Below are 20,125 nucleotides of genomic sequence, written 5' to 3'. Positions count from 1 at the left end.
AGGTCGCGGGGGAGTCGGGTGGCTGAGGAGCCGATCGCTAAGCGATGCAGGAAGTGCGGGCGGGATCTGCCTCGCGCGGCCTTCGCACGTGACCGGAACCGGCGTGACGGCCTCCAGGTGCACTGCCGGGAGTGCGTGGCGGAGTACAGCGCCGCGCACTACCGGCGCCGCCGGGAGGCCATGGGAAAGCCCGTCCGGGAGAAGGCGGACGTTCCGGCGGGGTACAAGCTCTGCCGCATGTGCGGGGAGATCAAGCCCCACAGCGAGTGGCACCGGAACGCGACCGCTTCCGACGGGCTGTCGACGCGCTGCAAGGCGTGCCGGGCGGCGCTCGGACGCGAGCATCACCTGAGGCGTACGTACGGCCTCACCAGAGCCGGACGTGACGAGTTGGTCGCCTCCCAGGGAGGCATCTGTTGTATCTGCCTGGCCGCCGTGCCGGTGCATGTGGATCACTGCCATGAGACGGGTAGGGTCCGTGGCGTACTGTGCTTCAGCTGCAATGCCGCGCTGGGGCAGTTCAAGGATCAGCCCGAGGTCATCAGGCGGGCTGCTGCTTACGTGGAAGGAATCGCGTGGAAGCCAACACTCGTAGCACCGGGCGTCTACCAGCTGCCTTCCTGACGCCAGGATCCTCCTCCTTCATGGACTTCCTCGCCGAGCACCAGCCCGAGCTGCTGCCCGGCAACCGGCAGCTGCCGCCCACGCAGGGCGTCATCGAGGCGCCGCACGGCACGACCATCGTGGCGGTGACGTTCCCCGGTGGCGTGGTGCTCGCCGGTGACCGCCGGGCCACGATGGGCAACGTGATCGCTCAGCGGGACATCGAGAAGGTGTTCCCGGCGGACGAGTACTCGGCGGTGGGTATCGCCGGTACCGCCGGTCTGGCCGTGGAGATGGTGAAGCTCTTCCAGCTGGAGCTGGAGCACTTCGAGAAGGTCGAGGGTGCGCAGCTGTCGCTGGAGGGCAAGGCGAACCGGCTGTCGACCATGATCCGTTCGAATCTGGGCATGGCCATGCAGGGTCTGGCGGTGGTGCCGCTGTTCGCGGGGTACGACGTGGACCGCGAGAAGGGGCGGATCTTCTCGTACGACGTCACGGGCGGCCGTTCGGAGGAGCACCACTACGCGGCGACGGGTTCCGGCTCGATCTTCGCGCGGGGTGCGATGAAGAAGCTGTTCCGGGACGACCTGACGCAGGAGCAGGCCACCACGCTGGTGGTGCAGGCGCTCTATGACGCGGCTGACGACGACTCGGCGACCGGTGGTCCCGATGTCGCCCGCCGGATCTACCCGATCATCACCGTGATCACCGAGGACGGTTTCCGCCGGCTCACCGAGGACGAGGCGTCGGAGCTCTCGCGTGCGGTGCTCCAGAAGCGGCTGGAGGAGCCGGACGGCCCGAAGGCCGCGCTGCTCTAGCGCGGGTGCGGTTCTTTGCAAGGTGATCCAGTGACCATGACAGAAAGGGACGGATAACCGGTGTCGACGCCGTTCTATGTCTCACCTCAGCAGGCCATGGCCGACCGGGCGGAGTACGCCCGCAAGGGCATCGCCCGTGGCCGCAGCCTGGTAGTGCTCCAGTACGCCGACGGCATCGTCTTCGTCGGCGAGAACCCGTCCCGTGCGTTGCACAAGTTCAGCGAGATCTACGACCGGATCGGCTTTGCCGCGGCCGGCAAGTACAACGAGTACGAGAACCTGCGGATCGGTGGTGTGCGCTACGCCGACCTGCGGGGTTACACCTATGACCGTGACGATGTCACCGCTCGTGGCCTCGCCAACGTCTACGCGCAGACGCTGGGCACGATCTTCTCCTCGGCGGCCGAGAAGCCGTACGAGGTGGAGCTGGTGGTGGCGGAGGTCGGTGAGACTCCGGAGGGTGACCAGATCTACCGGTTGCCGCACGACGGGTCGATCGTGGACGAGCACGGTTCGGTGGCGGTGGGTGGTAACGCGGAGCAGATCAGTGGCTTCCTCGACCAGCGCCACCGGGACGGTATGAGTCTGGCCGAGGCTCTGAAGCTGGCGGTGCAGGCGCTGTCGCGGGACACCAATGGCAGTGAGCGGGCGATTCCCGCCGAGCGCCTGGAGGTGGCCGTGCTGGACCGTACGCGTCCGCAGAAGCGCAAGTTCAAGCGGATCGTCGGCCGCCAGCTGGCCCGTCTGCTGGAGGCGGGCGGTGCGAGCACGGAGGCCGAGAGCTCCGAGGAGGAGTGATCGGTCCTTGCTTCGGTGTGCCCCGGCCGGTGTCTCCGGCCGGGGCACCGGTCTATCGGGAGGCGCGTGGCGGGGCCGTGGAGCCGCGGACGACGAGGTGGACGGGGATGTCTCCGGCGTCGGGCCGGCGCCCGTCGAGGACGGCGAGGAGGGCGCGCATGCCGTGTTCTCCGAAGAGTTCGGCGTCCAGTCGTACGGTGGTCAGTTCGGGGTCGAGGGCGGTGGCTAGGGCGAGGTCGTCGAGGCCGGTGACGGAGACGTCGTCGGGGACGCGGAGGTTGAGGCGGCGCAGGGCCTTGTAGGCGCCGGCGGCGAGTTTGTCGTCGTCGCAGAGGATGGCGGTGGGCCGGGGTCCGGGTGCGCTGAAGGCGGTTTCGGTGGCGGCGCGTGCGCCGTCGATGGAGATGGGGGCGCGGGCGGTGCGGATCTCGGTGCCGGGGACGGCGGCGGTGTGTGCGGCCAGTTCCCGGGCGCGGATGTCGAAGGTCCAGGAGGGTACGTCCGCGGCGAGGTGGAGGATGCGGCGGTGGCCGAGGCCGAGGAGGTGTTCGGTGACCTGGCGGATGCCGTCGGCGATGTCGAGGTTGACGGTGGCGGCGCCCAGGCTGCCGGCGGGGTCGCTGTCGAGCATGACGAGGGGGAGCTGGTCGCCGCTGATGGCGGTGAGGGCGTCGGCCGCCATGGAGGAGGCGATGACGCCGTCGAGGGCGGCTTGTGCGGAGGCGAAGGGGTCGCGGGCGGGGCCGATGCCTTCGGGGGAGGGGTAGAGCACGACGCCGAAGCCGTGTTCGGCGGCCACGCGTGCGGCGCCGGTGTAGACGCCGGCGAAGAATTCGGTGGTGAGGGCGGGTACGACGAGGAGGACGGTGCGGGTGCGGCCGAGGCGTAGGTGGCGGGCGGCGAGGTTGGGGCGGTAGCCGAGTTCGCGGGCGGCTTCGCGGACGCGTTCGGCGGTGGTCTCGGAGACCCGGCCGCGCCATTTGTCGCCCAGGACGAGGGAGACCGCCGCCTGGGAGACGCCGGCCGCCTGGGCGACGTCCCGGCTGGTCGGGCGCGTGCTGCTGCGTGCCACGGTGGGCCTGCTCCTCTTCTGCGGGCTGTCCGTCTGGACGTGTGAACAGCGCACATGGTACGTATGACGGGAGACGTTATACGTAACACTTCTGGCCGTCGCGGCGTCCCGGCGAGCCACGGGAGGGCAGGACATGGCCACGGGATACCTGGAGATCCTCCGGGCGAAGCACGCTCTCCGGCTGCTGACCGGCACCCTGGTGGGCCGGCTGCCCAACGCCACGGCCGCCATCGCCCTGGTGCTCTTCGTCCGCGCCCAGGGCGGCAGCTACAGCCTGGCGGGCGCCCTCGCCGCCGTGTACGGCGTCGCCAACGCCGTCGGCCAGCCGGTGCTGGGCCGGCTCGTGGACCTGTACGGCCAGCCGCGCGTCCAGCTGCCGGCGGCCGTCCTCGCGGCCCTGTCGATGACCGTCTTCGCCTTCTCGGGCACCGAGCCGCTGCCGCTCGCCTACGCGGCCGTCGCGGCGTCCGGCCTGTTCGCCCCGCCGCTGGAGGGCGGGCTGCGCGCCCTGTGGCCGTCCGTGCTGCGCCGCGAGGAGCAGGTGCACACCGCCTACGCCATGGACGCGGTCGCGCAGGAGATCATGTTCACCGTCGGGCCGCTGCTGGTGACCCTGTGCGTGTCCGTGTGGGACGAGCGCGCCGCCCTGCTGGTGCTGAACGTCCTGGGCGTGCTCGGCGCGCTCTGTGTGGTCCTCTCGCCGCCCTCGCGCGCGTGGCGCTCGGCCCCGCGCGAGGCGCATTGGCTGGGCGCCCTGCGTTCGCCGGGGCTGCTGGCCCTGCTCGCCGCCTTCCTGTTCGTCGGCGTCGCGCTGGGCTCCATCACGGTGGCTTCGGTCTCGTACGCGGACAGTCACGGCGGTGACGCGGTCTACGGCTGGCTGATGGCCGGGCTGGGCCTCGGCGCGCTCGTGGGCGGCACCGCCTACGGGGCCCGCCGGTGGGCCGGTGCGCCCGAGCGGCGACTGAGGGTGCTGGTGGCGCTTCTGGCGGTGTGTTATCTGCCCCTGCTGCTGATGCCGGGTGCGGTGGCGATGGTGCTGCTCAGCGTGGTCTCCGGCGTCTTCCTGGCGCCCTGCATCGCCTGTGCGTTCATCATCGTGGACCGGCACGCGCCGAGCGGGACCGTCACCGAGGCTTTCTCCTGGCTCGTGACCACGTTCACCGTGGGCGCCTCGGTCGGAACGGGCCTGGCGGGGCCGGTGGTCCAGGCCGGTGGGACGGTGTGGGGTTTCGCGCTTCCGGGTGCCGCCGGAGCCGTGTCGCTGCTGGTCCTGCTCGCCACCGGAGGGGTCCTCGCAGCTCCCGCGCGGGGCGGGGTCGTTGCGGCTTCATCGGAAAATGATCCAAATCGTGCCGTCGAACCCCGTTTCAGCTCGGGGGATCGGGCGTAATGTTCCCTCATGGACCGCCGCATTTTCGGGCTGGAGAACGAGTACGGCGTCACGTGCACGTTCAGGGGACAGCGCCGCCTGTCTCCTGACGAGGTGGCGCGGTACCTCTTCCGCCGTGTCGTGTCATGGGGCCGCAGCAGCAATGTCTTTCTGCGAAACGGCGCCCGGCTCTATCTCGACGTGGGCTCACATCCGGAATACGCGACCCCCGAATGTGACAACGTGATCGAACTGGTCACCCACGACAAGGCCGGCGAGCGCATTCTCGAAGGACTCCTGGTGGACGCGGAACGACGCCTGCACGAGGAGGGAATCGCAGGCGACGTCTACCTCTTCAAGAACAACACCGACTCGGCGGGCAATTCGTACGGCTGCCACGAGAACTACCTGGTGGCCCGGCACGGGGAGTTCTCCCGGCTCGCGGACATCCTCATCCCGTTCCTGGTCACGCGGCAGCTGCTGTGCGGCGCCGGCAAGGTGCTCCAGACCCCGCGGGGGGCGGTGTACTGCGTCAGCCAGCGCGCGGAGCACATCTGGGAGGGCGTCTCGTCGGCGACGACCCGTTCCCGGCCCATCATCAACACCCGCGACGAACCGCACGCGGACGCCGAGCGCTACCGCCGGCTGCACGTCATCGTCGGCGACTCCAACATGTCCGAGACGACGATGCTCCTCAAGGTCGGCGCCACCGACCTGGTGCTGCGCATGATCGAGGCGGGCACCGTGATGCGCGACCTGACCCTGGAGAACCCGATCCGGGCGATCCGTGAGGTCAGCCACGACATCACCGGCCGGCGCAAGGTGCGCCTGGCCAGCGGCCGGGAGGCGTCCGCGCTGGAGGTGCAGCGCGAGTACTTCGACAAGGCCCTGGACTTCTGCGAGCGCCGGGGCATCAACACCGGGGTCGTCGGTCAGGTCCTGGAGCTGTGGGGCCGCACGCTGGAGGCGATCGAGAACGAGGAACTGGACCGCATCGAGACCGAGATCGACTGGGTCATGAAGTACAAGCTCATCGAGCGGTACCGGGCGAAGCACAACATGACGATGTCGCACCCGCGGGTCGCCCAGATAGACCTCGCCTACCACGACATCCACCGCCGTCGTGGCCTGTACTACCTGCTGGAGAAGAAGGGCCAAGCCGCCCGGGTGTGCAACGACTTGAAGATCTTCGAGGGCAAGTCGGTGCCCCCGCAGACCACTCGGGCGCGGCTGCGCGGCGACTTCATCCGCCGGGCGCAGGAGCAGCGCCGGGACTTCACGGTCGACTGGGTGCACCTGAAGCTCAACGACCAGGCCCAGCGCACGGTCTTGTGCAAGGACCCGTTCCGTTCGGTGGACGACCGGGTGGAGAAGCTGATCGCCGGAATGTAGCGGAGGGCACGCGAGTCAAGCGTCAGGGCGGCGAATTGCCGGAACGCCACACGGGCGCCGTACGTTTCCCGTACGGCGCCCTTCTCGCGTCGTAGAGTTGCGCGCACGCCATCCGCAAGATCGACCGATTACGAGGCTCTCCCGTGCGCCGACGTTCACTTCTCCTCGCCGCCGTACCCGCAGGACTGGTCACGCTCGCCGGCTGCGGTGACGACACGTCCGACCCGAGCGGGCCGAGCGCCTCGCCCTCGGTGTCCTCCGCGCCGCCGCCCAAGATCGTGGACGGGCCGCTGCCGGCGATCACGGGGGGGACGAAGTTCGGCGAGAAGCCGACCGTGGCGAAGGGCGAGGGCGAGCCGTCGAAGTACCTGGCGGTGAAGACGGTGATCGCGGGCGGTGGCCGCACGATCGCGGAGAACGACTTCATCCGGGCCGACTACCTGGGCCAGATCTGGGACACCGCCAAGGTCTTCGACAATTCCTACGACCGCAAGCGTCCGCTGGTGATGCAGCTCGCCCAGAACAGCATCATCGACGGCTGGCGGTACGGGCTGGCGGGCAGGAAGACCGGCAGCCGGGTGGAGATCGCCGTGCCGCCGGAGCTGGGGTACGGCAAGGGCGGCAATGCGCAGGCGGGCATCAAGGGCACCGACACCCTGGTGTTCGTCATCGACCTGATCGACTCCTTCAACTCCAAGAGCTCCGCCAAGGGCGAGCCGGTTCCGCAGCGGGACGCCGCCCTGCCGAAGGTGGCCACCAACACCGACGGCCAGGTGCCGAAGGTGACCGTCCCGAAGACGGATCCGCCGAAGAAGCTCGTGTCGGTGTACGTCCTGGAGGGCGACGGCCCCGAGGTGAAGGCCGACCAGGCGGTGCTGTGCCAGTTCCAGGGGCTCGTCTGGGAGGGCGGCAAGACCTTCCAGCGCACCTATGGCTCCGGCCGGCTCAGCCAGTTCTCGCTGGAGCAGATGCAGCAGGCCGTCAAGGGCCTTTCCCAGGGCCTGACCGGCAAGAAGGTCGGCAGCCGGGTGCTGATCGTGGTCCCGCCGGAGCTGGGCTACGGCGACAACCCGCCGAGCGGCGGAACGATCAAGAAGGACTCCACCCTCGTGTTCACGGTGGACATCCTCGCGGCGATGTAGCGCCGGGGGCGCCCGGGGCGGACGGGGAGGCCGGGAAGATGAAAGACTGTCCGTGTTTCGTGTCGTACACAAGCAGGAGCTTTTGACGTGAGCATCGAGAAGCCCGAGATCGACTTCCCGGGCGGCGAGCCCCCGGCGGACCTCGAGATCAAGGACATCTGGGAGGGTGACGGTCCGGTCGCGCAGGCGGGCCAGAACGTCACCGTCCACTACGTCGGTGTCGCTTTCAGCACCGGCGAGGAGTTCGACGCCAGCTGGAACCGCGGCACCCCGTTCCGCTTCCCGCTGGGCGGCGGCCGGGTCATCAAGGGCTGGGACCAGGGCGTGCAGGGCATGAAGGTCGGTGGCCGCCGCCAGCTGACCATCCCCGCGCACCTCGCCTACGGCAACCAGAGCCCGACCCCGGCGATCAAGCCGGGCGAGACCCTCATTTTCGTGGTCGACCTGCTGGGTGTCTGATCCGCGCCTGATCGACCGGCCGGTTGTGACCGGATCCGATCATCTGGGGCCCATGCCTGCCCGGGCATGGGCCCTCGGCTTTTGCCACCGCCCCGCGGAGCGGTACGGTCATCGGTCGGAAGCACCATAGGGAAGGCGAAGGGCGTCGATGGCCATTGCCAAGGCCGAGCGGCTGATGAACCTCGCGCTGTGTCTGCTCGGCACACGCCGGCCGCTCAGCAAGCGCGAGCTGCGCGATTCCATCGAGGCGTACCGCGAGGCCGCCCGGCCGGAGAAGGGCGCGGCGGGCAGCGACGACTCCTTCAACCGGATGTTCGAGCGGGACAAGGACGACCTGCGCGAGCTGGGCCTGGTCATCGAGACCGTCGAGAACCTCGACGGCGAGGTCGGCTACCTCGCCCGCCGCGACAGCAACCGGCTGCCTCCCATCACCCTGGACGCCGAGGAGGCGGCCGCCCTCGGCCTGGCCGCCAAGGTCTGGCAGCAGGCCCGGCTGGCCGGCGCCGCCAGCGGGGCCCTGCAGAAGCTGCGCGCCGCGGGGCTGCCCGAGGACGTCGACCCCTACGAGGCGCACGGCGCCCTGGAGCCGCGCATCCCGGTGCACGAGGCCGCCTTCGAGCCGCTGATGCTGGCCTGCCGGGACCGCCGCCCGGTCGTCTTCGACTACCGCAAGGCCTCCGCCGCCCGTCCCGAGCCCCGGCATGTCGAGCCGTGGGCGCTGGAGTGCTGGCGGGGCCACTGGTACCTGGCCGGCTTCGACCGCGACCGGGGTGCCGAGCGCGTCTTCCGGCTGTCCCGGATCACCGGCAGGGTCCGCTCCCGCGGGACGGGTTTCACCGCGCCCGTGCCGGACGTCGTCACCGTGCGCGAGACCGTCGCGGGCTGGGCCGGCGAGATCGCGGACGGCACCGCGCTGATCCGGCTGCGCTCCGGCTGCGGGTACCCCCTTCGGGCGAAGGCCACCACGGTCCGGGAACTCGGTGACGGCTGGGACGAGTTGGAGATTCCGTACGGGCACGGCCTGGACGCCTGGCTGGTGGAGTTCGGGCCGGACGTGGTGGTCGTGGGGCCGGCCGAGCTGCGGGCCGACGTGGTGGACCGGCTGCGTGCCGTGGCCAAGGGCTGAGGGGGAGCAGGACTGTGGCAGGCAAACCGGTCAGGACCGTCAACGCCATCGACCAGACCCGGCGGATGCTGTCCCTGGTGACCTACCTCAGGGAGCGCCCCGGCGCCCGGATCGCCGATGTCGCGCGCGCTTTCGGCATCACCGAGGACGAGCTGGTCGCCGACCTCGATCTGCTGCCCATGTGCGGCACCAGCTTCCGCGGCGGCGACCTGCTGGACATCGACACGGACGGCGAGCGCATCTGGTGGCACAACCCGGCCGCGCTCGGCGAGGAGGCCGCCGAGCCGCTGCGGCTGGCCGCCGACGAGGCCACCGCCCTGCTGGTGGCCGCCCGCGCGGTCGCCACCCTGCCCGGCCTGCGGGAGGGCGACCGCCAGGCGCTGCTGCGGGCGACCGCCAAGGTGGAGGCGGCGGCCGGCGAGGCGGCCGGCGCCAGCTCCCGGCTGTCGGTGACCTTCGAGTCCGAGGGCGGTGTCTTCGCCGACGTCGACCGGGCGATCTCCGAGCGCCGCCGGCTGTGGATCCGCTACTACTCTCCGGCGCGCGACGAGGTCACCGAGCGCGAGATCGACCCCATCCGGCTGGTCAGCGTCGGCCACACCTATGTGGAGGCCTGGTGCCGGCGCTCCGAGGCCCGGCGCACCTTCCGGCTCGACCGGGTCGCCGAGATCCGGATCCTCGACGAGCCCGCGGCCCCGCCCGAGATAGAGCTGCGCGACCTCTCCGAGGGCCTGGTGCAGCCGGCCGCCGAGGACCCGGAGGTCGTGGTCGAGGTCGGCCCCGGCGGCCGCTGGGTCGCCGAGTACTACCCGCACGACAGCGCCGATGAGCTTCCCGACGGCGGGCTGCGTATCACTCTGCGCACTCCCGATCCGGCCTCCCTGCGCCGGCTGGCGCTGCGGCTGGGCCGCGACGGGCGGATCGTCTCGCCGCCGGAGCTGGCCGAGAGCGCCCGCCGGGCCGCGGCGGAGGCGTTGGCGGCGTACGACACGGCGGGTCCGGTGAGCGCCGGGCGGTGAGGCGCCCCGGAGGGTGCGGGTACCCGCGACCGGCCGCGCGGCACGGCGGCGGACACCGTCCGGCGGACCCGGGCACGTCCGGCGGCGCGCGTGGCGGAACGACCTGAAGGAGGAGCGAGGGCTGTGAGCGAGTCTTCCGAGCCGGCTGCGCACGAGATGACGGTGGCGACCGCCTTCGCCGGGATGAGGAGCGTGGTCCCGGTGGTGTTCCGGGCGGGCTGCCCGGACTGCCGTGGCCGCTTCGAACTCGCCGCGAGCGCGCTGCGGCTGGCCATCGGCGCGACCAGCCGGACGACGTTCTACTCCTTCACCTGCCCCGACTGCGGCGCCGCGGTCCGCAAGCCGGCCGGCGAGCGGATCGTCGAACTGCTCACCGGGGGCGGGGTCAGGACCCTGCGGCTGCACTCCACGGTGTAGCCGGCCGCGCGCCGGGGTCCGGCCCGCTGCGGCCGGCGCCGGCGGACGGTCTAGGCTCGACGTCATGTTCTGGCCGATGTTCGCGGTAGCCGTGGGTTTCGTGGGTCTCGCCGTCCTGGGGGTGTTCGCCGTCCGGGTGTTCCTGGAGGCGCGGCGCCTCGGGCGGCAGGTCACGGAGGCCGCCCGCCGTATCAACCGGGCCGCCGAGGATCTGGAGCGGGCGTCCGCGTCCGCGGCCCGTGCTGTGGACGCGCTGTGAGCCGTGCATGTGTGGTGCCTGTGAGTCCGGTGACGCATGCGCTTTGCGTCACTTCGCCCTGTCATGCTGCCCTCCGGGACAGGTACGCTGCTGGTCGCGATGCGGAGAACGAGGCCCGCACCGTGGACCGGGAGTACGCACGGGGATTGCCTCACGTTTACCCCTGAGCGTTACGATCGCTGTGAGCACGACCATCGGACACATGTCCGACTGGTCGGACAGCACCCCACCCAAGCCGCCTCGGTGAGAAGGTAAAGACTTATGTTCGGAAGGCTCGGAGCTCCCGAGATCATTCTCATCCTCGTCGTCATCATCCTGCTGTTCGGCGCGAAGAAGCTTCCGGACATGGCCCGCTCGCTCGGCAAGTCCGCGCGCATCCTCAAGAGCGAGGCCAAGGCGATGAAGGAAGACGGCAACGCCTCCGCCCAGGCACCCAGCTCCCCCGAGCAGCCTCCGGCCCAGCGCACCATCCAGGCGGCCCCCGGCGACGTGACCAGCTCGCGGCCGGTCAACGAGCCGACGGACACCACCCAGCGCTGACGCAGCGCCGGAAGTCCCCGGCCTGCCGCACGAGATGAGGACGTGGGTTGCTCAAGCCTGCCCGCAAGAAGGAGAAGGATCCCGAGGGGCGGATGCCCCTCGCGGATCACCTTCGTGAGCTCCGCAACCGGCTCGCGAAGGCGATGCTGGCCATCGTCATCGTGACGATCGTCGCGGCCTTCTACTACAACGACATCATCAACTTCCTGACGAAGCCGATCCTCGACTCGGTCGGCTGCCGGGAAACCTTCGAAGAGCTGGCGAAGTCCGACGGCAAGACCCAGTGCGCGGAAATCACGATCAACGGTCTCCTCGCGCCCTTCACGCTGGCCCTCCAGGTCTCGCTGATGGCCGGTGTCGTGCTCGCGTCGCCGATCTGGCTCTATCAGCTGTGGGCGTTCGTCGCGCCGGGTCTGCACAGGCACGAGAAGAAGTACGCGTACGCCTTCGTCTTCACCGGCGCCCCGCTGTTCTTCGGCGGCGCCTTCTTCGCGTACAAGGTGCTGCCGACCACCGCCAAGGTGCTGATCGACTTCACGCCGAGCGGCAACATCAAAAACCTGCTGCCGCTCGACGACCTGCTCCAGCTGGTCACCCGTATGGTGATCGTCTTCGGTCTCTCCTTCGAGCTGCCGCTGCTGCTGATCATGCTGAACCTCACCGGGGTGCTGACGGGCAGGCGCATGCTGAGCTGGTGGCGCGCGATGATCATGGGCATCACGGTCTTCGCGGCCGTCGCCACACCGAGCACCGACCCGCTGTCCATGCTGGCCCTCGCCGGGCCGATCTGGGTGCTGTACTTCGGCGCGACCGGTTTCTCGATCCTCAACGACAAGCGCCGCAGCCGCCGCGACGCCGCGGGCCCCGCCGACGACGAGGCCTCCGAGCTGGACCTCACGCCCGAGGCGATCGGCGAGGTGGAGCCGGTCCCGGCCAGCCGGGCGCTGCCCGAGCAGGCGAGCACGGACCGGGTCAACGGCTACGACGACGTGACCTGATCCGTCACCCGGCCGCCGCGCGGTGCCCCCGTCCCCGAGGACGGGGGCACCCGTCGTTCCGCCGCCCCCGCGCGCGCCCCTCCCTCGCCCGGCTCGCCCGTGCCGTCGGCAGGCCGACGATCCGGATAATGATCGTCCTGTTGTCAGTGGCTCCCGGTACGCTCGAAAGCACGATGACAGAGGACCTCTCACCGGCCGAGCGGTACGCGGCAGCCCGCAGGAGGGCAGCCGAGCAGGCCACCGCGCTCGCCTCCTTCCGCGAGATGTACGACTTCGGCCTCGACCCCTTCCAGATCGAGGCCTGCCAGGCGCTCGAGGCGGGCAAGGGTGTACTGGTGGCCGCCCCCACCGGCTCGGGCAAGACGATCGTGGGCGAGTTCGCCGTCCACCTCGCCCTGCTCCAGGGCAAGAAGTGCTTCTACACGACACCCATCAAGGCGCTGTCGAACCAGAAGTACGCCGACCTGTGCCGCCGCTACGGCGCGGCCAAGGTGGGCCTGCTCACCGGCGACAACAGCGTGAACTCCGATGCCCCGGTGGTCGTGATGACCACCGAGGTGCTGCGGAACATGCTCTACGCCGGCTCGCAGACCCTCCTCGGCCTCGGCTACGTGGTCATGGACGAGGTGCACTACCTCTCCGACCGCTTCCGCGGCGCCGTCTGGGAGGAGGTGATCATCCACCTGCCGGAGTCGGTGACCCTGGTCTCGCTCTCCGCGACCGTGTCCAACGCGGAGGAGTTCGGTGACTGGCTGGACACCGTCCGCGGCGACACCGAGGTGATCGTCTCCGAGCACCGGCCCGTGCCGCTGTTCCAGCACGTGCTCGCCGGACGCCGGATGTACGACCTGTTCGAGGAGGGCGAGGGCCACAAGAAGGCCGTCAATCCCGACCTGGTGCGGCTGGCCCGGATGGAGGCCACCCGGCCGTCGTACCAGGACCGCCGGCGCGGCCGGGCGATGCGCGAGGCCGACCGGGAGCGGGAGCGCAGACAGCGCTCGCGCGTGTGGACGCCGGGCCGTCCCGAGGTCATCGAGCGGCTGGACTCCGAGGGTCTGCTGCCCGCGATCACCTTCATCTTCAGCCGCGCCGCGTGCGAGGCCGCCGTCCAGCAGTGCCTGTACGCGGGCCTCAGGCTCAACGACGAGGAGGCGCGGGAGAAGGTCCGCGCCCTGGTCGAGGAGCGCACCGACCACATCGCCCCCGAGGACCTGCACGTCCTCGGCTACTACGAGTGGCTGGAGGGCCTGGAGCGCGGCATCGCCGCCCACCACGCGGGCATGCTGCCCACCTTCAAGGAGGTCGTGGAGGAGCTGTTCGTGCGGGGCCTGGTCAAGGCGGTGTTCGCCACCGAGACCCTCGCGCTCGGCATCAACATGCCCGCCCGCTCGGTGGTCCTGGAAAAGCTCGTCAAGTGGAACGGCGAGCAGCACGCCGACATCACCCCCGGCGAGTACACCCAGCTGACCGGCCGCGCGGGCCGCCGGGGCATCGACGTCGAGGGCCACGCGGTGGTGCTGTGGCAGCGCGGCATGAGCCCCGAGCACCTCGCCGGGCTCGCCGGCACCCGCACGTACCCGCTGCGCTCCAGCTTCAGGCCGTCGTACAACATGGCGGTGAACCTGGTCGAGCAGTTCGGCCGGCACCGCTCGCGTGAGCTTCTGGAGACCTCCTTCGCGCAGTTCCAGGCCGACAAGTCGGTCGTCGGCATCTCCCGGCAGGTGCAGCGCAACGAGGAGGGGCTGGCCGGCTACAAGGCCTCGATGACCTGCCACCTCGGTGACTTCGAGGAGTACGCGCGGCTGCGCCGCGAGCTGAAGGACCGGGAGACCGAGCTGGCCCGGCAGGGTGCGAACCAGCGCCGTGCGGAGGCCGCCGTCGCCTTGGAGAAGCTGAAGCCGGGGGACGTCATCCACGTGCCCGCCGGCAAGTACGCGGGCCTCGCCCTGGTGCTGGACCCGGGCCTGCCCGCGGGCCGTTCCAACGGCCACCGCGGCTTCGACCACCACGACGGCCCGCGCCCGCTGGTGCTGACCGCCGAGCGGCAGGTCAAGCGGCTGGCGTCGATGGACTTCCCGGTGCCGGTCGAGCCGCTGGACCGGATGCGGATCCCCAAGAGCTTCAACCCGCGCTCGCCGCAGTCCCGCCGGGATCTGGCCTCCGCGCTGCGCACCAAGGCCGGGCACATCCCGCCGGAGCGGGCGCGCAAGAAGCGGTCCCAGGCCGCCGACGACCGCGAGATCGCCCGGCTGCGGACCGCCATCCGGGCACACCCCTGCCACGGGTGCAGCGACCGCGAGGACCACGCCCGGTGGGCCGAGCGCTACCACCGGCTGATGCGCGACACCTCGCAGCTGGAGCGGCGCATCGAGGGCCGCACGAACACGATCGCGCGGACCTTCGACCGGATCGTGGCCCTGCTGACCGAGCTGGACTACCTGCGCGGTGACGACGTCACCGAGCACGGCAAGCGGCTCGCGCGACTGTACGGCGAGCTGGACCTGCTGGCCAGCGAGTGCCTGCGCGAGCGGGTCTGGGAGGGGCTGTCCGCCGCCGAACTGGCCGCGTGCGTCTCGGCGTTGGTGTACGAGGCGCGGGTCGGCGACGACGCGATGGCGCCCAAGCTGCCCTCCGGCAAGGCCAAGGCCGCGCTCGGTGAGATGGTCCGGATCTGGGGTCGGCTCGACGCTCTGGAGGAGGAGTTCCGGATCAACCAGACCGAGGGGGTCGGCCAGCGGGAGCCGGATCTCGGCTTCGCCTGGGCCGCGTACATGTGGGCGTCGGGCAAGGCGCTCGACGAGGTGCTGCGCGAGGCGGACATGCCCGCCGGCGACTTCGTGCGGTGGTGCAAGCAGGTCATCGATGTGCTCGGGCAGATCTCGGCGGCGGCTCCTGCGGAGAACTCCACCGTGGCGAAGGCCGCACGGAAGGCCGTGGACCAGTTGCTGCGGGGCGTGGTCGCCTACTCGTCGGTGGGGTGAACCGTCGGGCGGCGGGTGCGGGCCGGCACGGCCTGCCCGCGCCCCCTGAGGCCGGCTGTGGCCGGCCGTCCCGCAAGGGCCCGGACCGTCTTCGGACGGACCGGGCCCTGCGGCCGTTGATGGCGGTCACGGCGTAGGGAACGGCGGCAGGGGCCGGCCGGGTGTGGCCGCGGCCCCTTTTTCACCCTCCACGGTGAGCGGCTTTCGCACGCCCGTACGCCCTTACAGACCGTGTTCGAGTGGGCGCCCAGCGTGCAAAAAATGCTGAGCGTACTCCTGCCGCAGGGGTGATTTCAGGGGGTTGCCGAATATGACACGGCGATGATCCGGTCGGACTAAGCTCGCCCGCGACGCACCGGGTTGAGGTAATTCGTGCGTCTGTTCCCAAACATGCGGTAGATCCCGACAAGTTCCATGAATCTTCCCCCGAAAAGCTCTCCCGACACCCAGCCGATTCGTCTCAGAAGGCATCCATGGTGAGTGTTCAGAAGCCCCCACGCGGCCGTGAACGTCCCTATGCGCGCGTGCTGTTGCCCCCGGCCATAGTGATGGCCGCGGCGGCCGGGGCCGCCGTCGCCCTGGTACCGCCCACGGCCCGGCTGGCCGTCGGCGTATGCGGAGCGCTGGCCGTGCTGCTGGTCCTCGGCACGGCCGGGGAGGCCGCCCGCCGCGGCCGTCTGCTGCGCGAGGCGCAGGCCGAACAGGCCCGCCTCGCCGCGCACATGGACCGCCGGATCGCGGCGCACCACGCCGTGCTGGACCGGATCATCCACGACGTCCTGCCCCTCGGCTTCCTCCGGCTGCGCCGTGGCGAGGTGCTGCGGGACGTCGTGAGCTACGTCTACGACAACGACCCCGAACTGCGCGGCCTGCCCGAGGGCTACCGCGACCTGGTGCGCGTCGCGCTGCGCGGCGCCGACCACGAGATCTCCATGCGCGACGCCACCGAGCGCTCCTACGTGAGCATCGCCCGCCGCGTCCAGGCCATCGTCCACCAGCAGGCCAAGGAGCTGCGGGAGATGGAGGAGGACCACGGCCGCAACCCCGAGGTCTTCGACGACCTGCTCCGCCTCGACCACGGCACCTCGCTGATCGGCCGCCTCGCCGACACCATCTCCGTCCTCGGCGGCGGCCGCCCCGGCCGCCAGTGGCCCCTGCCGGTCTCCCTCTACAGCGTGCTGCGCGGCGCGATGTCCCGGATCCTGGAGTACCGCCGCATCAACCTCGCGTCCATCGTCACCATCAACATCAAGGGCACCGCGGTCGAGCCGATCATCCACGCCGCCGCCGAGCTCCTCGACAACGCCACCCGCTACTCGCCGCCGACGACCAAGGTGCACGTCACCGCCTCCGAGGTGCAGACGGGCATCGCCATCGAGATCGAGGACGCGGGTGTCAGCCTCAGCGAGGAGTCCCGCGCCCGTATCGAGCAGGCGATCGAGGACGCCAAGAACTTCGACGACGCGCACAACCTCGGGGAGAACCCGCGCCTCGGTCTGGCCGTCGTCGGCCGGCTCTGCAAGCAGTTCGACATGGAGGTCTCGCTGCGTTCCTCCGCCTACGGCGGCGTCCGCGCGATCCTCGTCGTACCCCGGGTGATGACGACCACCGAGCCCGGCGTCGGCGCCGCGCACGGCATCGGTGCCACCGGCATCCCGAAGCCCGAACTCGGCGCCGTCGAGGGCCCCAAGCGCCCGCCCAAGAAGCGCCGCCCCACCAGCCCCAAGATCCCCGCCGGGATCTCGATGGAGGACGACGTCCCCGAGGTCACCGAGTGGACCGCGGGCGGCCTGCCGCAGCGCCGCAGCCGGGTGAAGACCCCGCTCAGCCAGCGCATCGCCGAACAGGCCGCCATCGAGCGCGCCGAGCGCGAGGGCAGGCCCACGATCTGGTCCCAGACCCGGCAGGAGCCGGAACCCGAGCCGGAGATCGACCCGGAGCGCAAGAAGCTGATGGACCGGCCGATCGGCTCGGGCATCGAGGCCTTCTGGAAGGGCCTGCGGGAGGGCATGCCCCCGGACGCCACCGGACCGGAGCTGACCGACTTCACGATCCACCCCACCAAGTACCTGCATCTGCTCAAAGATTCGGCCGATCCCGCCGAGGGCGCCATCGAGGCCGACGACGAGGGGGACCTCAAGTGATCCAGCAGCGAGCGAACCTGGACTGGATGCTCAAGCAGCTGAACGACGGCGTGCCCGGCATCGAGATGATCGTGGTCCTCTCCGCCGACGGACTGCGCATCGCCCGCTACGGCGGCGACCCCGACGCCGCCGACCGGGTGGCCGCCGCCTGCGCGGGCGTGCAGAGCCTGGCCGGCGCCATCATCCAGGAGCTGCCCGGCGCCGGCGAGATGCGGCTCGTGGTCTTCGAGATCGAGGGCGGCTACTTCTACCTCATGAACGCCGGCCCCAACGCCTTCCTCGCCGTACTCGCCGACGTCACCTGCGAACCCGGCCGCATGAGCGGCATGATGCGTGACCTCGTCGTCCGGATCGGCGCCCACCTCACGAGTCCGCCGCGGCGCAACGGGCAGACCGTATGACACCTCCACAACGCAAACGGCGCCGGCCGCGGCACCTGCCGCCCCCGCCCCCGCCGCCCGTCGCACCGGCGGACGGCCCGCGCAAGCCCGGCAATCCCGAACGGCTGTACACCATCGCGGGGAGCGCCGACGGCGCCCGCGCCGAACTCGACCTGGTGACCCTGATCGTGGCGCGCTCCGCGCCCTCGCCGACCGCCTCGCCGGAGGAGGCGGCGGTGCTCCGGCTCTGCGTCGCCCCCCTGTCCGTGGCCGAGCTCTCGGCCTATCTCCAGCTGCCGTTCAGCGTGACGACCGTACTGCTCACCGAGCTGATCGCGGCCGAACTGGTGCAGGCCCGCGCCCCGATCGTCCGCCAGGCGGTTCCCGACCGATCACTCCTCGAAGCGGTGATGCATGGACTTCAACGGCTCTGACACGATCCCCGGCCCACGCGCCGAGGACCATCTGCCGCACACGGCCCAGGCCGCGGCGAAGATCGTGATCGTGGGCGGGTTCGGTGTCGGCAAGACGACCATGGTCGGTTCGGTCAGCGAGATCAGGCCGCTGACCACCGAGGAGACCATGACCCAGGCCGGCATCGGCGTGGACGACGACTACGGCTCCGAGTCGAAGACGGCCACCACCGTGGCCATGGACTTCGGCCGCATCAGCATCACCGACAAGCTGGTGCTGTACCTCTTCGGCACCCCCGGCCAGGAGCGCTTCTGGTTCCTGTGGAACGGCCTGTTCGAAGGCGCCCTCGGTGCGGTCGTGCTGGTCGACACCCGCCGCCTGGAAGTCAGCTTCGACGTCATGGGCCGGCTGGAGGAGCGCGGCGTGCCCTTCGTGGTCGCCGTCAACTCCTTCCCCGACGCCCCGCGCTACCCGACCGAGGAGCTGCGCACCGCGCTCGACCTGGGCCCGGAGATCCCGATCATCGACTGCGACGTGCGCCGTCGGGCCTCCAGCAAGGAAGTGCTGATGACCCTCGTGCGCTTCCTGCACGCCCTCGCCCTCTCCGGCGCCCTCACCTGACCCGCCGCCGACCGCCCCACCATCCGTTCCGGAGCGACACCGTGACGTCTGAAACGCCATCCCTGACCGGCACCGACCCCACCTCCGGCCCGCCCCCGGGCTGCCCGGCGCACGGCCTCGGCCTCGGCCCCGGGGGAGTGCACCGGCTCTACGGGCCCGACGCCGAGGACCTCGGCGACCTCTACGAGCGCCTGCGCGAGCAGCACGGCCCCGTGGCCCCCGTGCTGCTCCACGACGACGTGCCGATGTGGGTGGTGCTCGGGCACGCCGAGAACCTCCAGCTGGTACGCAGCCCCTCGCAGTACACCCGGGACAGCCGGGTCTGGACCCCGCTGCGGGAGGGCACGGTCAAGCCCGACCACCCCCTCATGCCGCACATCGCCTGGCAGCCCATCTGCTCGCACGCCGAGGGCGACGAGCACGAGCGGCTGCGTGAGGCGGTCACCGCGGCCATGGCCACCATCGATCACCGCAGCGTCCGCCGCCACATCGGCCGGCACACCCAGCTCCTGGTCAACGGCTTCTGCGAGCGGGGCCGGGCCGACCTGGTCTCCCAGTTCGCCGAGCACCTGCCGATGGCCGTGCTGTGCGAGATCCTCGGCATGCCGGAGGAGTACGACGACCGGATGGTGCAGGCCGCCCGGGACGCGCTCAAGGGCACCGAGACCGCCATCCAGAGCCACGCCTACGTCATGGACGCCCTCAGCCGGCTCACGGCCCGGCGGCGCGGCCGGCCCGACGACGACTTCACCAGTCACCTGATCACCCACCCGGCCCGGCTCTCCGACGACGAGGTCCGCGAACACCTGCGGCTCGTCCTCTTCGCGGCCTACGAGGCCACCGCGAACCTCCTCGCCAACGCGCTGCGCATGGTGCTCACCGAGCCGGGCTTCCGCGCCCAGCTCAACGGCGGCCAGATGACCGTGCCGGAGGCGATCGAGCAGTCCCTGTGGGACGAGCCGCCGTTCAGCACCGTGCTCGGGTATTACGCCAAGCAGGACACCGAGCTCGGCGGCCAGCGCATCCGCAAGGGCGACGGGCTGCTCTTCGCGCCCGCCCCGGGCAACGTGGACCCGCGGGTGCGGCCCGACCTGTCCGCGAGCATGCAGGGCAACCGCTCGCACCTGGCCTTCGGCGGCGGTCCGCACGAGTGCCCCGGACAGGACATCGGCCGCGCCATCGCCGACGTCGGTGTCGACGCGCTGCTGACGCGGCTGTCCGACATCCAGCTCGACTGCGCCGAGGAGGACCTGCGCTGGCGGTCGTCCATCGCCTCCCGGCACCTGGTGGCCCTGCCGGTGCGCTTCGAACCGAAGCCGCAGCAGGACGTCGACCTGCCGCCGCGGGCCATGCCCGTCCCGCCGCAGCGCTCCAACTGGCAGGTCGGCGCCCTCAGCAGCGACCCGGCCCCGGCCGTCGTCGAACGGCAGCGTGCGGACTTCGGTCCCCTCTTCCCGCCGGAGGCGATTGCCCCGGCGCTGGAACCGGCGTCCCGGCCGCGAGGGCTGTGGCAGCGGCTGAGGCGCTGGTGGCGGGGCCAGTGACGACGGGCCGGGACCTCCGTCCCGGC

At 70.9% G+C, this 20,125-nt stretch carries 20 protein-coding genes; 19 read left to right on the top strand and 1 reads right to left on the bottom strand.

Going from position 1 to position 20,125, the window contains the following annotated elements; translation table 11 throughout:
* Positions 1-18 precede the first annotated feature (18 nt).
* From ABZ576_RS25545 to prcA, 3 genes are read left to right on the top strand one after another with little or no spacing between them, the layout of a single operon-like run.
* A complete protein-coding gene (locus ABZ576_RS25545) occupies positions 19-624 on the top strand; it encodes an endonuclease VII domain-containing protein (RefSeq protein ID WP_360745189.1) in 606 nt (201 codons plus the stop codon).
* Entirely contained in the window at positions 576-1,421 is an 846-nt protein-coding gene (gene prcB, locus ABZ576_RS25540; protein WP_360745186.1) for a proteasome subunit beta, read from the top strand. The genes ABZ576_RS25545 and prcB overlap by 49 nt, the downstream gene beginning before the upstream one ends.
* A gap of 60 nt (positions 1,422-1,481) precedes the next feature.
* On the top strand, positions 1,482-2,219 hold the full coding sequence (prcA, locus tag ABZ576_RS25535) for a proteasome subunit alpha (protein WP_360745183.1): 738 nt from the start codon (positions 1,482-1,484) through the stop codon (positions 2,217-2,219).
* Between the two features lie 52 nt (positions 2,220-2,271).
* On the opposite strand, the gene ABZ576_RS25530 is transcribed toward prcA, so the two are convergent.
* Positions 2,272-3,291: a LacI family DNA-binding transcriptional regulator gene (locus tag ABZ576_RS25530; protein ID WP_360745180.1), complete on the bottom strand. Its 1,020-nt coding sequence runs from the start codon at positions 3,289-3,291 to the stop codon at positions 2,272-2,274.
* A 133-nt stretch (positions 3,292-3,424) separates the two neighbouring features.
* On the opposite strand from ABZ576_RS25530, the gene ABZ576_RS25525 reads away from it, so the two are divergent.
* The 16 genes from ABZ576_RS25525 to ABZ576_RS25450 all read left to right on the top strand — a co-directional run bounded on the left by ABZ576_RS25525 (position 3,425) and on the right by ABZ576_RS25450 (position 20,099).
* Entirely contained in the window at positions 3,425-4,684 is a 1,260-nt protein-coding gene (locus tag ABZ576_RS25525) for an MFS transporter (protein ID WP_360745177.1), read from the top strand.
* 9 nt (positions 4,685-4,693) lie between these two features.
* The gene (gene pafA, locus ABZ576_RS25520) at positions 4,694-6,055 is read left to right on the top strand and encodes a Pup--protein ligase (RefSeq protein ID WP_360745174.1); all 1,362 of its coding nucleotides are present in this window, start codon (positions 4,694-4,696) and stop codon (positions 6,053-6,055) included.
* A 143-nt stretch (positions 6,056-6,198) separates the two neighbouring features.
* Positions 6,199-7,197, top strand: a complete 999-nt coding sequence (locus ABZ576_RS25515) for an FKBP-type peptidyl-prolyl cis-trans isomerase (protein ID WP_360745171.1) — start codon at positions 6,199-6,201, stop codon at positions 7,195-7,197.
* An 87-nt stretch (positions 7,198-7,284) separates the two neighbouring features.
* Entirely contained in the window at positions 7,285-7,656 is a 372-nt protein-coding gene (locus ABZ576_RS25510; RefSeq protein WP_360745168.1) for an FKBP-type peptidyl-prolyl cis-trans isomerase, read from the top strand.
* 148 nt (positions 7,657-7,804) lie between these two features.
* Positions 7,805-8,782: a WYL domain-containing protein gene (locus tag ABZ576_RS25505; RefSeq protein WP_360745165.1), complete on the top strand. Its 978-nt coding sequence runs from the start codon at positions 7,805-7,807 to the stop codon at positions 8,780-8,782.
* 14 nt (positions 8,783-8,796) lie between these two features.
* Complete coding sequence (locus ABZ576_RS25500; protein ID WP_360745162.1) at positions 8,797-9,801, top strand: WYL domain-containing protein; 1,005 nt, start codon at positions 8,797-8,799, stop codon at positions 9,799-9,801.
* Positions 9,802-9,957: 156 nt separating this feature from the next.
* Positions 9,958-10,218 carry a hypothetical protein gene (locus tag ABZ576_RS25495; RefSeq protein ID WP_360745231.1) on the top strand — a complete coding sequence of 87 codons (261 nt, stop codon included), beginning with the start codon at positions 9,958-9,960 and terminating at the stop codon, positions 10,216-10,218.
* A 64-nt stretch (positions 10,219-10,282) separates the two neighbouring features.
* A complete protein-coding gene (locus tag ABZ576_RS25490) occupies positions 10,283-10,477 on the top strand; it encodes a hypothetical protein (protein WP_360745159.1) in 195 nt (64 codons plus the stop codon).
* 261 nt (positions 10,478-10,738) lie between these two features.
* Positions 10,739-11,017: a Sec-independent protein translocase subunit TatA gene (tatA, locus tag ABZ576_RS25485; protein WP_360745156.1), complete on the top strand. Its 279-nt coding sequence runs from the start codon at positions 10,739-10,741 to the stop codon at positions 11,015-11,017.
* Between the two features lie 47 nt (positions 11,018-11,064).
* Complete coding sequence (gene tatC, locus ABZ576_RS25480) at positions 11,065-12,015, top strand: twin-arginine translocase subunit TatC (RefSeq protein ID WP_360745153.1); 951 nt, start codon at positions 11,065-11,067, stop codon at positions 12,013-12,015.
* 128 nt (positions 12,016-12,143) lie between these two features.
* Positions 12,144-14,996, top strand: coding sequence for a DEAD/DEAH box helicase (locus tag ABZ576_RS25475; RefSeq protein WP_360745150.1), 2,853 nt, complete (start codon positions 12,144-12,146; stop codon positions 14,994-14,996).
* Between the two features lie 473 nt (positions 14,997-15,469).
* On the top strand, positions 15,470-17,140 hold the full coding sequence (locus ABZ576_RS25470) for an ATP-binding protein (RefSeq protein ID WP_360745147.1): 1,671 nt from the start codon (positions 15,470-15,472) through the stop codon (positions 17,138-17,140).
* Positions 17,137-17,541, top strand: a complete 405-nt coding sequence (locus tag ABZ576_RS25465; protein WP_360745144.1) for a roadblock/LC7 domain-containing protein — start codon at positions 17,137-17,139, stop codon at positions 17,539-17,541. The genes ABZ576_RS25470 and ABZ576_RS25465 overlap by 4 nt, the downstream gene beginning before the upstream one ends.
* Entirely contained in the window at positions 17,538-17,954 is a 417-nt protein-coding gene (locus ABZ576_RS25460; RefSeq protein ID WP_360745141.1) for a DUF742 domain-containing protein, read from the top strand. Before ABZ576_RS25465 ends, ABZ576_RS25460 begins: the two co-directional genes overlap by 4 nt.
* The gene (locus ABZ576_RS25455) at positions 17,935-18,555 is read left to right on the top strand and encodes an ATP/GTP-binding protein (RefSeq protein ID WP_360745138.1); all 621 of its coding nucleotides are present in this window, start codon (positions 17,935-17,937) and stop codon (positions 18,553-18,555) included. Before ABZ576_RS25460 ends, ABZ576_RS25455 begins: the two co-directional genes overlap by 20 nt.
* 41 nt (positions 18,556-18,596) lie before the next feature.
* The gene (locus ABZ576_RS25450) at positions 18,597-20,099 is read left to right on the top strand and encodes a cytochrome P450 (protein WP_360745135.1); all 1,503 of its coding nucleotides are present in this window, start codon (positions 18,597-18,599) and stop codon (positions 20,097-20,099) included.
* Positions 20,100-20,125 lie beyond the last annotated feature (26 nt).

The sequence above is a fragment of the Streptomyces sp. NPDC013455 genome (assembly GCF_040632975.1).
Lineage (GTDB): Bacteria > Actinomycetota > Actinomycetes > Streptomycetales > Streptomycetaceae > Streptomyces.
The sequence above is the reverse complement of the archived record's forward strand: the minus strand, read 5'-3'. Positions and strand labels throughout refer to the sequence as shown.

Bases quoted from the DNA above. Each gene is read 5' to 3' on its own strand.
- ABZ576_RS25495 (WP_360745231.1), top strand. From the start codon at position 9,958: ATGACGGTGGCGACCGCCTTCGCCGGGATGAGGAGCGTGGTCCCGGTG.
- ABZ576_RS25525 (WP_360745177.1), top strand. From the start codon at position 3,425: ATGGCCACGGGATACCTGGAGATCCTCCGGGCGAAGCACGCTCTCCGG.
- pafA (WP_360745174.1), top strand. From the start codon at position 4,694: ATGGACCGCCGCATTTTCGGGCTGGAGAACGAGTACGGCGTCACGTGC.
- ABZ576_RS25475 (WP_360745150.1), top strand. From the start codon at position 12,144: ATGATCGTCCTGTTGTCAGTGGCTCCCGGTACGCTCGAAAGCACGATG.
- ABZ576_RS25470 (WP_360745147.1), top strand. From the start codon at position 15,470: ATGGTGAGTGTTCAGAAGCCCCCACGCGGCCGTGAACGTCCCTATGCG.
- tatA (WP_360745156.1), top strand. From the start codon at position 10,739: ATGTTCGGAAGGCTCGGAGCTCCCGAGATCATTCTCATCCTCGTCGTC.
- ABZ576_RS25460 (WP_360745141.1), top strand. From the start codon at position 17,538: ATGACACCTCCACAACGCAAACGGCGCCGGCCGCGGCACCTGCCGCCC.
- ABZ576_RS25505 (WP_360745165.1), top strand. From the start codon at position 7,805: ATGGCCATTGCCAAGGCCGAGCGGCTGATGAACCTCGCGCTGTGTCTG.
- ABZ576_RS25455 (WP_360745138.1), top strand. From the start codon at position 17,935: ATGGACTTCAACGGCTCTGACACGATCCCCGGCCCACGCGCCGAGGAC.
- ABZ576_RS25490 (WP_360745159.1), top strand. From the start codon at position 10,283: ATGTTCTGGCCGATGTTCGCGGTAGCCGTGGGTTTCGTGGGTCTCGCC.